The organism is Serratia sp. TSA_130.1 (assembly GCF_052691795.1).
The window spans coordinates 492,731-504,993 of record NZ_JBQZFS010000001.1; the positions used below are offsets into that span (position 1 = coordinate 492,731).

At 61.2% G+C, this 12,263-nt stretch carries 14 protein-coding genes; 11 read left to right on the plus strand and 3 right to left on the minus strand.

The genetic code is table 11. The features are described 5' to 3' along the window. The first annotated feature begins 13 nt into the window (after positions 1 to 13). From fliS to ACUTQY_RS02300, 3 genes are all read left to right on the plus strand, one after another. The gene (gene fliS, locus ACUTQY_RS02290) at positions 14 to 424 is read left to right on the plus strand and encodes a flagellar export chaperone FliS (protein ID WP_004934758.1); all 411 of its coding nucleotides are present in this window, start codon (positions 14 to 16) and stop codon (positions 422 to 424) included. Then, positions 424 to 792 carry a flagella biosynthesis regulatory protein FliT gene (gene fliT, locus ACUTQY_RS02295; RefSeq protein WP_033643504.1) on the plus strand — a complete coding sequence of 123 codons (369 nt, stop codon included), beginning with the start codon at positions 424 to 426 and terminating at the stop codon, positions 790 to 792. Before fliS ends, fliT begins: the two co-directional genes overlap by 1 nt. A gap of 308 nt (positions 793 to 1,100) precedes the next feature. Beyond that, positions 1,101 to 1,961 (plus strand): helix-turn-helix transcriptional regulator, encoded by an 861-nt coding sequence (locus ACUTQY_RS02300; protein WP_033643505.1) that lies wholly within the window; start codon positions 1,101 to 1,103, stop codon positions 1,959 to 1,961. A 476-nt stretch (positions 1,962 to 2,437) separates the two neighbouring features. Here ACUTQY_RS02300 and ACUTQY_RS02305 read toward each other — a convergent pair whose 3' ends face one another. Then, positions 2,438 to 3,367 (minus strand): LysR family transcriptional regulator, encoded by a 930-nt coding sequence (locus ACUTQY_RS02305; RefSeq protein ID WP_046687329.1) that lies wholly within the window; start codon positions 3,365 to 3,367, stop codon positions 2,438 to 2,440. 129 nt (positions 3,368 to 3,496) lie between these two features. Between ACUTQY_RS02305 and ACUTQY_RS02310 the strand changes: the two genes are divergently transcribed. Continuing rightward, a complete protein-coding gene (locus tag ACUTQY_RS02310) occupies positions 3,497 to 4,096 on the plus strand; it encodes an FMN-dependent NADH-azoreductase (RefSeq protein WP_046687330.1) in 600 nt (199 codons plus the stop codon). 168 nt (positions 4,097 to 4,264) lie between these two features. Here ACUTQY_RS02310 and ACUTQY_RS02315 read toward each other — a convergent pair whose 3' ends face one another. Together ACUTQY_RS02315 and fliE are read right to left on the minus strand one after the other, a co-directional pair. Next, positions 4,265 to 4,465 carry a hypothetical protein gene (locus ACUTQY_RS02315; RefSeq protein WP_046687331.1) on the minus strand — a complete coding sequence of 67 codons (201 nt, stop codon included), beginning with the start codon at positions 4,463 to 4,465 and terminating at the stop codon, positions 4,265 to 4,267. 79 nt (positions 4,466 to 4,544) lie between these two features. Further along, entirely contained in the window at positions 4,545 to 4,859 is a 315-nt protein-coding gene (fliE, locus tag ACUTQY_RS02320) for a flagellar hook-basal body complex protein FliE (protein ID WP_033643509.1), read from the minus strand. 315 nt (positions 4,860 to 5,174) lie between these two features. On the opposite strand from fliE, the gene fliF reads away from it, so the two are divergent. The 7 genes from fliF to fliL all read left to right on the plus strand — a co-directional run bounded on the left by fliF (position 5,175) and on the right by fliL (position 12,260). Then, positions 5,175 to 6,869, plus strand: a complete 1,695-nt coding sequence (gene fliF / locus ACUTQY_RS02325) for a flagellar basal-body MS-ring/collar protein FliF (protein WP_033650870.1) — start codon at positions 5,175 to 5,177, stop codon at positions 6,867 to 6,869. Further along, positions 6,866 to 7,858 carry a flagellar motor switch protein FliG gene (fliG, locus tag ACUTQY_RS02330; RefSeq protein ID WP_004934775.1) on the plus strand — a complete coding sequence of 331 codons (993 nt, stop codon included), beginning with the start codon at positions 6,866 to 6,868 and terminating at the stop codon, positions 7,856 to 7,858. Before fliF ends, fliG begins: the two co-directional genes overlap by 4 nt. Beyond that, positions 7,851 to 8,555 (plus strand): flagellar assembly protein FliH, encoded by a 705-nt coding sequence (gene fliH, locus ACUTQY_RS02335; protein WP_033643511.1) that lies wholly within the window; start codon positions 7,851 to 7,853, stop codon positions 8,553 to 8,555. Before fliG ends, fliH begins: the two co-directional genes overlap by 8 nt. Next, complete coding sequence (fliI, locus tag ACUTQY_RS02340; protein WP_004934781.1) at positions 8,555 to 9,916, plus strand: flagellar protein export ATPase FliI; 1,362 nt, start codon at positions 8,555 to 8,557, stop codon at positions 9,914 to 9,916. The genes fliH and fliI overlap by 1 nt, the downstream gene beginning before the upstream one ends. Before the next feature lie 20 nt (positions 9,917 to 9,936). Continuing rightward, positions 9,937 to 10,383, plus strand: a complete 447-nt coding sequence (fliJ, locus tag ACUTQY_RS02345) for a flagellar export protein FliJ (protein WP_033643513.1) — start codon at positions 9,937 to 9,939, stop codon at positions 10,381 to 10,383. Further along, complete coding sequence (locus ACUTQY_RS02350; protein WP_046687332.1) at positions 10,380 to 11,609, plus strand: flagellar hook-length control protein FliK; 1,230 nt, start codon at positions 10,380 to 10,382, stop codon at positions 11,607 to 11,609. Before fliJ ends, ACUTQY_RS02350 begins: the two co-directional genes overlap by 4 nt. A gap of 165 nt (positions 11,610 to 11,774) precedes the next feature. Next, positions 11,775 to 12,260, plus strand: coding sequence for a flagellar basal body-associated protein FliL (gene fliL, locus ACUTQY_RS02355; protein WP_033643515.1), 486 nt, complete (start codon positions 11,775 to 11,777; stop codon positions 12,258 to 12,260). Positions 12,261 to 12,263 lie beyond the last annotated feature (3 nt).

Consider the following 12,263-nt stretch of genomic DNA (forward strand, 5'->3'; position numbering starts at 1 on the left):
CAAAGAAAACAGCATGTATAACCGTAGCGGCACTCAGGCCTATGCACAGGTCAGTCTGGAAAGCGGCGCCATGAGCGCCAGCCCGCACCAGTTAATCGTGATGTTGTTCGACGGGGCGCTCAGCGCCCTGCTTCGCGCACGCATCCTGATGAACCAGGGCGATATCGCTGGCAAAGGCATGGCGCTCTCCAAAGCCATCAACATCATCGACAACGGCCTGAAAAGCGGCCTCGATCCTCAGCAGGGCGGCGAGATCGCCGAAAACCTGGCGGCGTTATACGACTATATGAAGCGTCGCCTGATGCAGGCCAATCTGCACAACGACGAAGCGGCGATTGCCGAGGTGGTCAAACTGCTGGAAAACATCGCCGACGCCTGGCGCCAGATCGGCCCCAACTACCAACCTTCGCAGGACGCCGTGTAATGGAACGTCAACAGCAGCTGTTAGCCGCTTATCAACAAATTTACACCCTGAGCAGCCAGATGATCGCGCTGGCGCAAACCGGGCGCTGGGAAGAGCTCGTCGAGCTTGAATTCGCCTACGTGACGGCGGTGGAAAAAACCGCCGCCTTTACCGGGCAAGCCGGCCCGTCCATGGCGTTGCAGGAGATGTTGCGCAATAAACTGCAACAGATCCTCGACAACGAAACCGAGCTCAAACGTCTGTTGCAGCAACGGATGGATGAGCTGAAAACGCTTATTGAACAGTCAACGCGCCAAAACGTGGTCAACAACACCTACGGCCAGTTTCATGACCGCGCGCTGCTGCTGGGAGAGCCACAGGTCCGATAAGATCGACAATACTGACGAAAATGGATTAAATAGCACTATGCGCTATTACCCTCGGGTTACGTTAGGATATTAATCTATGGCATTTGAATTATTCAGTTTATGGGTAATTGGTAAAATGCGCGCTTCGAGCCTGGCTCTCACTTTAATGGATAAACATCATCCCGACACGGACGTTTTCTGTTCATCAGGAAATTGATTTTTGATAGATAAAACTCGCCGCTGTGTTTCACGGCCCATGGAAAAATGTTGCTCCAGCGCGGATCAAAGCGTAAAGATATTCCCAGATAATGGCTGCGAAATGAATATCGATGGAACGTACAATTAATCTCTGTCCTGGAATTGGCGCCTCAGCGCACATCATTCAGTATACTGAATTATTATTCCCTTCAGTCTATTTTGAGCAACCACATCTGTATCTGATACAACAAGGCCATAAGCGCGTACGCTGGCAACAACACGAAGTGGTCGCTCATCCCGGCGAGCTGTTGATTATCGACGGCGGGCAAACGGTGGACATTATTAACGGCCCGTCCGAAGACGGCGTATTCAGTTGCCAACTGCTGACCTGCGATCCCCTGTTGCTCACCGTCCAACCTCCGGCCGAGGAAACGCCGGCGGCGATGCCGTTCGATGCCGTCCTGGCGCTGCGCAATCTGCCCTGCGCCCTAAAGCACAGTTTTGAAACCACCGGCCTGGCGCTGACGCTGCGGCAACGCTTTCCCACCATCATCGTGCGGCACAAAATGCTGGAAATTCTGCTGTGGCTGGCCCAATTCGGCATTCGCTTTATTCACAACGAAGCCAAGGATCTGACGCAGCGGGTGCGTCGCTGCCTCGCGACCGATCCGCACAGCATTTGGACGGCGGCCAAAGTCGCGGAGAGCCTGTCGATGAGTGAGGTGATGTTGCGCCGCAAACTGTCGATGGAAAACACCGCGTTGCGCAACCTGATGATCGACGTCCGGATGAGCAGCGCACTGGCCCTGCTGCAATCGACCGACTGGCCGATTTCCGCCATCGCGCAGCATGTGGGTTATGAAAGCGCGTCGCGTTTCGCCGAACGTTTTCGCAAACGCTTCGGTTTCGCGCCTACCGCCATTCGCGGCCACCAAAGGATTATGGAACCCGGCTCTCAGGGCGTTGAGGCGATGGTCGCCGGAGAAACATAAATAGACGCGCAACAAAATGGCTTTATTTAACACAAGTCCCTAACGGTTGTAACAACGCTGAGATACGCTAAGCCACGTCCATCCGCCGAAAGCGAATTAAACGATGCGCAATGAAAAGCGATTATTTTCTCTGGCAATAATGTTGTTGGGGCTGTGGCTGCTAGCCTTACTGTATGAAGAAGACATGATGCGTTTACTGGCCGCACAATAAAACGGCCAGGTTTTTTATCGCCTGGTCAGACTTCAATCCAGTTTGACCAACACGCCAATTAACGTGACTAACACCGCCAGCATTAAAATACTGATCAGGCGCCATCTGGATTCGCTTTTACTGCTCATTGACCTGCCTCGAATAATAACCCTACTAATAAGGCCATAATAAACGCTCACCGGCACATTCAATAAGCCTGACAGCACAATGTTCGCCCCTCTATTCGGGACATTGCCCCCATTTCCTGTCGGTTGCGACGCGGTGATTACCGCTGCGATAACGGCGGCGGCACAAGCGCCAATTTTGCGGGCAGCTCAGCCACCAGTTTGTCCACCGCCAGCCGCACCTTGAGCGGCTGGTAAGGCATATAGGGCCACACCACGTTGACCGGGAAACTGAGGTTGGACTCACCGCGCATGATCTCCACCAACGTCCCCGCCATCAGCCGCTCGCGCACCAGCCACTCCGGCAGCCAGGCAATGCCGGCGCCGGCGGATATCGCATCGACGATCCCCTGCATATCATCCATCATCATCTTGGCCGGGGGGCTGAACGATTGCAGCTCACCGTTTTCGCCACGCAGCTGCCACGGCAGCACGGCGCCGGCGTGCAGATACCCCACCGCCTGATGCCGGCTTAACGCTTCCACCGTGCTCGGCTCGCCGCAGCGCCGCACGTAGTCGGGCGACGCGCACAGGAGCATGCCATGTTCGCCCAGACGTCGGGCAACCAAACTGCCGCTGTCCGCCAGTTCGCCGATGCGCACTGCCAGATCGAATCCCTCGTCGACGAGATCGATCCTGCGGTCGCTGAATGAGATTTCCAGCGTCAGTAACGGATGCTCATTCGCCAGCGCCGTCAACAAGGGCGCAATGCACAGGTGGCCGAACAGCACCGGCACCGAGACTCTGAGCCGGCCGCTGACCTGCATCTTGCCGCTGTCGAGCTGGTTTTCCGCCGCCTGAACGTTCGCCAACGCCTGTCGACAGTGTTCATAGTACAGCGCGCCTTCGTCCGTCAGGCTCAGGCTGCGCGTCGTGCGCATAAACAGCATCACGCCCAGCCGCGCCTCCAGACGCGACACGATTTTGCTGACCGCAGAACGCGTCAGATGCAGTTTCTCTGCGGCGGCGGCGAAACTGCCGCCTTCCGCTACGGCAACAAAGGCCGGCAGCGCACTCAGATCGCTTTTCATCTTAATGTTGCCAATATGGAATCAATTAGGTGAAAACCTATCACCACTGGTGAACCTTAAGCAATGATAACCTGCAGTCATTCCGGAGTCCCCGGTGAAAACCACAGATTACCGTCAGAGGACAACAGCATGAAAAAAATACTGGCTCTCAAATCCAGCATTATGGGAAATGACTCGCAGACCAATAACCTGATTGACCGCTATCTGGCGGCGCGCAAAGCGAAAGGATACGACGATCGGATCGTCGAACACGATCTGACGGCGCTGGATCTGCCGGTGTTGGACGGCGAGCTGTTCAGCGCGCTGCGCGGCGCGGAAAATGTCAGCCCGCGCGCCAAAGCCACGGTGGCGCTCTCCGATCAACTGATTGCCGAACTGAAAGAGAGCGACCTGTTACTGATCGGGGCGCCGATGTACAACCTCAACGTGCCAACTCAGCTGAAAAACTGGTTCGATCTGGTGGCCCGCGCCCGGATGACTTTCAACTATACCGCCACCTACCCGGTGGGGCTGGTGGAAGGCGTCAATGCGGTGGTCTTCAGTTCACGCGGCGGTATGCACGCCGGGCATCCGACCGACGCCGTAACGCCCTACCTGCGCTCGGTGCTGGGGCTGATGGGGATCAGCGACGTGCAATTCATCTATGCCGAAGGGCTGGACATGAAGCCGCACGGCCGCGACCAGGGGCTGGCAAGCGCCCACCAGCGCATCGTGGCGTTAGCAGGCTGAGGCAAACGCACGGCAGCATTGATTTGTTATAATATAACAAATATGAAGTTCGCGTTGACGCACCTCGAACGTGCGTCGGCGCTCCTACATCACATAAATGTTTTATCGCACCTTCAGCCAGCTATTTCGATAGCTGGCTTTTTTTGTCCATCGACTGGCGTCACGGCTTCAGTATTGCCGGGCGGCGCGTTTCATTTCACGCTCGCCGGGCGACTGTGTCTTCACCGACAGCGGCGCGACAAACGCCTTCCACTCTTTGCCGGCATCCTGATGAGGCGCCGTTTTTTGCGCCGATGGATAGTCATCATTCTGGCCGGCGCATCCAGACAACGCCATCATGGCCAGAGCAAGGCACAGCGATTTACACATTATCCTATCCCTCCTATAACCATCGCCATAGGCTAACGGCGCCGAGCCAAATTTCACTGAAAAATGGACGGTACGTTCATCACACCGGCATATTCATGATGTCCTGGTAGGCCGCCACCAGCTTGTTGCGCACCTGGACGCCCAGTTGCAAAGACACCGACGATTTCTGCAGATCGACCATCACATCGTTCAGGCTGATGCCCGGCACGCCCAGCTCAAAGTCCTGCGCCTGTTTGCGCGCCGTCTGCTGAGTGTCGCTGATCTTGCCGAGCGCCGCGGTCAGTTCGCTGGCGAAGCTGACGCCCTGCGGCGCCGCATTTTGCCCCATCTTGCCGGCCTGAACCGCCATGGTCTGCATCTGCTGCAGTACCCCTTCAATGCCCTGAATCGCCATCTGGTCCTCAATCCTCTCGTCTCGCCGGGTGACGTTTTCACCCTGTACTTCTCCAATGATGCACACCCTAGCACAGCGTTTTCGGACCTAAAGCGGTTAATTAACTGCAAAAAACCCGGCTTATCGGGCAATCGGAATTGTCTGATAAGGCGAATAATGGCCTGCCCAGAAATGGGAGCGCCGCTATTTAGAAGATATGTGTATCAGGGAGTCTGTTTTGTCACACAACGCTAACCATACCGTTCATCAGCCTGGCAGGGAGCTGCTCAGCGGCCCGTACGGGATCGTGAGCGCCATTGAAGGACGAGACCTAAAATGAGTGCTTCGATAACCGCCGGCGAAAGCCGCGACAACGGCCTGCAGGCCATCTGGAACCGTCTGCGCGCCAACCCGAAAATTCCGTTGCTGGTCGCCGCTTCCGCCGCGATCGCGATCGTCGTCGCACTGCTGTTGTGGGTGAAAAGCCCCGACTACCGCGTGCTGTACAGCAATCTGAACGACCGCGACGGTGGCGCCATCGTCACCCAGCTGACGCAGATGAATATCCCTTATCGCTTCGCCGAGAATGGCGCAGCGCTGCTGATCCCGGCGGAAAAGGTGCATGAAACCCGTTTGCGCCTCGCGCAGCAGGGGCTGCCGAAAGGCGGCGCCGTCGGCTTCGAACTGCTGGATCAGGAAAAATTCGGCATCAGCCAGTTCAGCGAGCAGATTAACTATCAGCGCGCCCTCGAGGGCGAGCTGTCGCGCACTATCGAGTCGTTGGGGCCGGTGCAAAACGCCCGCGTTCACCTGGCGCTGCCTAAACCTTCGCTGTTCGTGCGCGAACAAAAATCCCCTTCCGCCTCGGTAACGCTGACCCTGCAACCCGGCCGTGCGCTGGACGACGGCCAGATCAACGCCATCGTTTATATGGTGTCGAGCAGCGTCGCCGGTCTGCCGCCGGGCAACGTGACCGTGGTCGATCAGGCCGGCCGCCTGCTGACCCAGTCCGACGGCACCGGGCGCGATCTCAACGCTTCGCAGCTGAAATACGCCAACGAAGTCGAAAACGGCTTCCAGCGCCGCATCGAAGCGATCCTCGCCCCGGTGGTCGGCAGCGCCAACGTGCGTGCGCAGGTCACGGCGCAGATCGACTTCGCCACGCGCGAACAAACCGATGAACAGTACCAACCTAACCAGCAGCCGGATAAAGCCGCCATCCGCTCACAGCAAACCAGCCTGAGCGAGCAGATAGGCGGGCCGCAGGTCGGCGGCGTGCCGGGCGCGCTGTCCAACCAACCGAGCGCTCCGCCTACGGCGCCGATTGAAACCGCCAAGCCGGCGGCGGGTAATAACGCCAACGCCACCGCGCAAAACGCCGCGACCACCCGCAGCGCGGCGGCCAGCGGCGTGCCGCAAAATACCCGTCGCGACGCGACCACCAACTACGAGCTCGATCGCACCATCCGCCATACCCAGCAAAAAGCCGGCACCGTGCAGCGTCTGTCGGTCGCCGTGGTGGTCAACTACCTCGGCGCGGATAAAGACGGCAAACCGCAACCGATGAGCAAAGAACAGCTGGCGCAGATCGAAGCGCTGGTGCGTGAAGCGATGGGCTACTCCAGCAGCCGTGGCGATACCCTGAACGTGGTCAACACGCCGTTTACCGACGCTCAGGTGACCGGTGGCGAACTGCCGTTCTGGCAGAGCCAGTCGTTTATCGATCGCCTGATCGACGCGGGCCGCTATCTGCTGGTGCTGCTGGTTGCCTGGCTGCTGTGGCGCAAACTGGTGCGGCCGCAGCTGCAACAGCGCCAGGCGGCGCAACAGGCCGCCATCGCCGCCGCCAACGCGCCTGCCGCCAAAGCGGTCGACAGCAGCAAACCGAGCAACGAGGAGCTGGCGCAGCGTCGTAAATCGCAGCAGCGCGTCAGCGCAGAAGTCCAGAGCCAGCGGATCCGCGATCTGGCTGACAAAGACCCGCGCGTGGTCGCTCTGGTAATCCGCCAATGGATGAGTAACGAGATATGAGCCTGACCGGAACCGACAAAAGCGCCATCTTGCTGATGACGCTGGGTGAAGATCGCGCGGCGGAGGTGTTCAAGCACCTCTCCTCGCGCGAAGTACAGCTGCTGAGCGGCACCATGGCCGGCATGAGCCAGGTGTCGCACAAACAGCTCGGCGAAATACTGACCGAGTTTGAAGACGACGCCGAGCAATACGCGGCGCTGAGCGTCAACGCCAGCGACTATCTGCGTTCGGTGCTGGTCAAGGCGCTGGGCGAAGAGCGCGCCGCCAGCCTGTTGGAAGACATTCTCGAATCGCGCGAGACCACCACCGGCATGGAAACGCTCAACTTTATGGAGCCGCAGAGCGCCGCCGACCTGATCCGCGACGAACACCCGCAGATCATCGCCACCATTCTGGTGCACCTCAAACGCGGCCAGGCGGCGGATATTCTGGCCCTGTTCGACGAACGCCTGCGCAACGACGTGATGCTGCGTATCGCCACTTTCGGCGGCGTGCAGCCGGCGGCGTTGGCGGAGCTGACCGAGGTGCTGAACAACCTGCTCGACGGTCAGAACCTCAAACGCAGCAAAATGGGCGGGGTGCGCACCGCCGCCGAGATCATCAACCTGATGAAAACCCAGCAGGAAGAAGCGGTCATCGACGCGATGCGCGAATACGACGGCGAGCTGGCGCAGAAGATCATCGACGAGATGTTCCTGTTCGAAAACCTGGTGGAAGTCGACGATCGCAGCATCCAGCGCCTGCTGCAAGAAGTGGAAGGCGAGTCGCTGCTGATCGCGCTGAAAGGCGCCGAACAGCCGCTGCGCGAGAAGTTCCTCAAGAACATGTCGCAACGCGCCGCCGACATCCTGCGCGACGATCTGGCCAACCGTGGCCCGGTGCGCATGTCGCAGGTGGAGAACGAGCAGAAAGCCATCCTGTTGGTGGTGAGACGCCTGGCGGAAACCGGCGAAATGATCATCGGCGGCGGCGAGGACACCTATGTCTGATCGCATTAACACCCTGCCCTGGCAGCCCTGGTCGCTCAACGATTTGGGCGAACAGAAACCGGCGTTCGAACTGCCGCCGCTGCCGGATCTCGAACACAGCGATCCGTCGCCGGACGCGCAGGCCGAATTGCAACAGCAGTTGGCGACGCTGCGGCTGCAGGCCGAGCAACAGGGCCAGCAATTGGGCTATGCCGACGGCCAGCAAAAAGGCTATGAGGCCGGTTTTCAGTCCGGTCTGGAAGAAGGCCGTCAGCAAGGGCTGCTGGAAGCGCAGCAGCAGCAACAGCCGCTGACCGCCCACTGGCAGCAGTTGGTCACCGAATTCCAGCACACGCTGGACGCGCTCGACAGCGTGATCGCTTCCCGGCTGATGCAGCTGGCGTTGACCGCCGCCAAACAGGTGCTGGGCCAGCCGCCGGTGTGCGACGGCACCGCCCTGCTCGCGCAGATCCAACAGCTGATCCAGCAGGAGCCGATGTTCAACGGCAAACCGCAGCTGCGGGTCCACCCGGACGACTACCCCCGCGTCGAGCAGCAACTGGGGGTTACCCTCAGCCTGCACGGCTGGCGCCTGCTGGCGGACGGCGAACTGCACCCGGGCGGCTGCAAGGTCAGCGCCGAAGAAGGCGATCTCGACGCCAGTCTGGCGACGCGCTGGCATGAACTGTGTCGCCTGGCGGCACCGGGAGAAGTCTGATGACCGCGCGTCTCGGCCGCTGGCTGAGCTCTCTGGATACGTTGGAAAAACGTATCGCCCGCGCGCCGACGGTGCGCCGCTACGGCCGCCTGACCCGCGCCACCGGGCTGGTGCTGGAGGCCACCGGGCTGCAGCTGCCGCTCGGGGCGACCTGCCTCATCGAACGGCACGACGCCGGTGAAGTGCAGGAAGTGGAAAGCGAAGTGGTCGGCTTCAACGGCCAGCGGCTGTTCCTGATGCCGCTGGAAGAAGTGGAAGGCATCGTGCCGGGCGCGCGGGTTTACGCCCGCATCGCGCCGGAAGGCCAAAGCGCCGGCAAGCAGTTGCCGCTCGGCCCGGCGCTGCTGGGGCGCGTGCTGGACGGCAGCGCCAAACCGCTCGACGGCCTGCCGTCGCCGGAAACCGGTTACCGCGCGCCGCTGATCACCGCGCCGTTCAACCCGTTGCAGCGCACGCCGATCGAGCAGGTGCTGGACGTGGGAGTGCGCACCATCAACGGTCTGCTGACCGTCGGTCGCGGCCAGCGCATGGGCCTGTTCGCCGGTTCCGGCGTCGGCAAGAGCGTGCTGCTCGGCATGATGGCCCGTTACACCCAGGCGGATGTGATCGTCGTTGGCCTGATCGGCGAGCGTGGCCGCGAGGTCAAAGACTTTATCGAGAACATTCTCGGCGCCGAAGGCCGGGCGCGCTCGGTGGTGATCGCCGCGCCGGCGGACGTATCGCCGCTGCTGCGCATGCAGGGGGCGGCCTACGCCACCCGCATCGCCGAGGATTTCCGCGATCGCGGGCAGCACGTGTTGCTGATCATGGATTCCCTCACCCGCTACGCCATGGCGCAGCGTGAGATAGCCCTGGCTATCGGCGAACCGCCGGCGACCAAAGGTTATCCGCCTTCGGTCTTCGCCAAACTGCCTGCGCTGGTGGAACGCGCGGGCAACGGCATCAGCGGCGGCGGTTCCATCACCGCCTTCTACACCGTGTTGACCGAGGGGGACGATCAGCAAGACCCGATCGCCGACTCGGCGCGCGCCATCCTCGATGGCCACGTGGTGCTGTCCCGACGCCTGGCGGAGGCCGGCCACTACCCGGCTATCGACATCGAAGCGTCAATCAGCCGCGCCATGACGTCGCTGATCGACGAGGAGCATTATCGCCGGGTTCGCACCTTCAAACAGATGCTGGCCAGCTATCAGCGCAACCGCGATCTGATCAGCGTCGGCGCCTACGCGGCCGGCAGCGATCCGTTGCTGGACAAAGCGATGACGCTGTACCCGCAGATGGAGGCGTACCTGCAACAGGGCATCTTTGAACGCAGCGGCTATGATGAAGCCTGTCAACAGCTGCAGCAGTTGATTGTTTAACGTCACAGAGGCGCAGAGCGATGAAATCACAGTCACCCCTGATTACCCTGCGCGATCTGGCGCAGGACGCGGTGGAACAAGCCGCGCAACAGCTGGGCCAGGTTCGGCAGGCGCAGCAGGCGGCGGAGCAACAGCTGTCGATGCTGCTCAACTATCAGGACGAATACCGCCAGAAGCTGAATCATACGCTCTGCGACGGCATGGACAGCTCACGCTGGCAAAACTACCAGCAGTTTATCGGCACGCTGGAACAGGCCATCGACCAGCACCGCCAGCAGCTGCTGCAGTGGGGGCAGAAAGTGGATCATGCGGTGAAGCAATGGCAAGACAAACAACAGCGGTTGAACGCTTTCGAGACCCTGCATACCCGCGCCTTAAATGCGGAGCAGCAGCAGGAGAATAAACGGGATCAAAAACTGATGGATGAGTTCGCTCAACGCAGTGCACAAAGGAATATCAACCCATGAATCTGAACGCCCTGCCCGGCCTGGCCTTACCCGGCGATGCCGGCGGCCTGGCTGAACTGACGTCGGCGCTGGATGAGAGTCAACTGTCGACGGCATTCGCCCAGTTGCTCGGCGCGCGTTTCGCGCCCGCCGCCGATGGCAAACAGCCGCCGGTCACGCTGAGCGCGGACGATGAACGCGCCCCGGCCCTGAGCCGCAACCAGCTCAATCAACTGCTGGCCGCCTTCGGCGAGCGCGGCGGTCTGCTGCAGAACCCGGCAATCTCAGCCGATGCGCTTTCATCTGAACGCCCCGAGGCCGATGCGCCCGTCGCCGGCGATAAACCGGCGCAGCCGCCGATCGCCGCGGCCAAAGAGCTGGATGCCGCGACGCTGCAGGCGCTGTACGCCATGCTGCCGGCCGCGATCGTCGCCCAAACTCAACCGGCCGACGGCCAGCGGCCGCTGCCGGTGGAAAACGCTGACGATGCGACTGCGCTGCAGCCCGGCAACGGCCTGCTGAACATCGCGGCGGCCGGTGATAACACCGCCGCGCGCTCGTCGGCGTCAGCCGCCACGACGGTGACAAACGCTAAAGCCCCGGCCCCGGACGGCGATAGCGCCACGGCGGCGCTCCCGCAGCCGACCAGCGGCGAGCGCGCCAGTGCCGCTCAACCGCTGCCGGCGAGCGATACGCAGCAGCCGACGACGCTCAATCACGCCGTCGCCCTGGCCGCCGCCAGCCCCACGCAAACGGCCGCCCCGGCCGGCGCGCTGGTGACGGCGCCGCCCGCGCCGCAGTTAAACGCGCAGCTGGGCAGCCCGGAATGGCAGCAGGCGTTGAACCAACAGGTGCTGATGTTCCACCGCAACGGCCAGCAAAGCGCCGAGCTGCGCCTGCACCCGCAGGAGCTGGGCGCCTTGCAGATCACGTTGAAACTGGACGATCAGCAGGCGCAATTGCACATTGCCTCCGCCCACGGTCAGGTGCGCGCGGCGGTGGAAGCGGCGATGCCGCAGCTGCGTCACGCGCTGGCCGAGAGCGGCATCAACCTGGGGCAGAGCAGCGTGGGCGGCGAGTCCACCCCGCAATGGCAACAGGCGCAGCAGCAGGCTTCCAATGGCCAGGGGCGTTCCAGCTATGCTGAACACGCTGGCGGCGAGGCTGCGGCCGCCGACGGCGTCAGCGCGCCGGTGGCGTTGCAGCGCATGGCCAGCGCGGTCAACGGCGTCGATATTTTCGCCTGAGCCGCCGCAAACGCCCAAGCTGGCACCCATTTGCGCGTCTATTCAGGCTATTGCACGCCGCGATAGACGCGATAATACCTTTACATGTCATGCGTGCGGCTTTGCCGCGCGCTATGCCCGCCGCCACGCAGGCCGCGGGTGGAACAACAGGAATTAGATTTGGCTATGTCTCAGAACTCCCTTCCGGCAGCACCGAAACGCCCCCTTCTGGTCATCCTGCTGGTATTGATCAGCGTCGTCGCCTGTGGCGCCGCGGGCTACAGCTGGTGGCTGCTGCAACAGCATAAAAACGGCGCCGAACCGGCCGCCGTCAAACAGCAACCGCCGGCCGCGCCGGTGTTCATGCCGCTCGACACCTTTACCGTCAACCTGGTGACGCCGGACAACAACCCGGATCGCGTGCTGTATATCGGCCTCACGCTGCGCCTGCCGGACGAAAGTACCCGCCGTCAGCTGAACGATTTTCTGCCGGAGGTGCGCAGCCGCTTGCTGATGCTGCTTTCCCGTCAGGAAGCGAGTCAGTTGGCCAATGAACAAGGGAAGCAACAGCTGGTGGCGCAGATTAAGGACGTGCTCAGCCCGCCGCTGGTTAAGGGACAACCGAAGCAGGTGGTCAGCGACGTGCTGTTCACCGCCTTCATACTGCGGTAATCA

Excerpts from the sequence above, each read along its gene's own strand:
- fliS (WP_004934758.1), top strand. The coding sequence starts at position 14 with ATGTATAACCGTAGCGGCACTCAGGCCTATGCACAGGTCAGTCTGGAA.
- fliE (WP_033643509.1), bottom strand. The coding sequence starts at position 4,859 with ATGGCGATTCAGGGCATTGAAGGGGTACTGCAGCAGATGCAGACCATG.
- fliG (WP_004934775.1), top strand. The coding sequence starts at position 6,866 with ATGAGCCTGACCGGAACCGACAAAAGCGCCATCTTGCTGATGACGCTG.
- fliT (WP_033643504.1), top strand. The coding sequence starts at position 424 with ATGGAACGTCAACAGCAGCTGTTAGCCGCTTATCAACAAATTTACACC.
- ACUTQY_RS02305 (WP_046687329.1), bottom strand. The coding sequence starts at position 3,367 with ATGAAAAGCGATCTGAGTGCGCTGCCGGCCTTTGTTGCCGTAGCGGAA.
- ACUTQY_RS02315 (WP_046687331.1), bottom strand. The coding sequence starts at position 4,465 with ATGTGTAAATCGCTGTGCCTTGCTCTGGCCATGATGGCGTTGTCTGGA.
- ACUTQY_RS02300 (WP_033643505.1), top strand. The coding sequence starts at position 1,101 with ATGGAACGTACAATTAATCTCTGTCCTGGAATTGGCGCCTCAGCGCAC.
- ACUTQY_RS02310 (WP_046687330.1), top strand. The coding sequence starts at position 3,497 with ATGAAAAAAATACTGGCTCTCAAATCCAGCATTATGGGAAATGACTCG.
- fliL (WP_033643515.1), top strand. The coding sequence starts at position 11,775 with ATGTCTCAGAACTCCCTTCCGGCAGCACCGAAACGCCCCCTTCTGGTC.
- fliJ (WP_033643513.1), top strand. The coding sequence starts at position 9,937 with ATGAAATCACAGTCACCCCTGATTACCCTGCGCGATCTGGCGCAGGAC.
- fliF (WP_033650870.1), top strand. The coding sequence starts at position 5,175 with ATGAGTGCTTCGATAACCGCCGGCGAAAGCCGCGACAACGGCCTGCAG.
- fliH (WP_033643511.1), top strand. The coding sequence starts at position 7,851 with ATGTCTGATCGCATTAACACCCTGCCCTGGCAGCCCTGGTCGCTCAAC.
- fliI (WP_004934781.1), top strand. The coding sequence starts at position 8,555 with ATGACCGCGCGTCTCGGCCGCTGGCTGAGCTCTCTGGATACGTTGGAA.
- ACUTQY_RS02350 (WP_046687332.1), top strand. The coding sequence starts at position 10,380 with ATGAATCTGAACGCCCTGCCCGGCCTGGCCTTACCCGGCGATGCCGGC.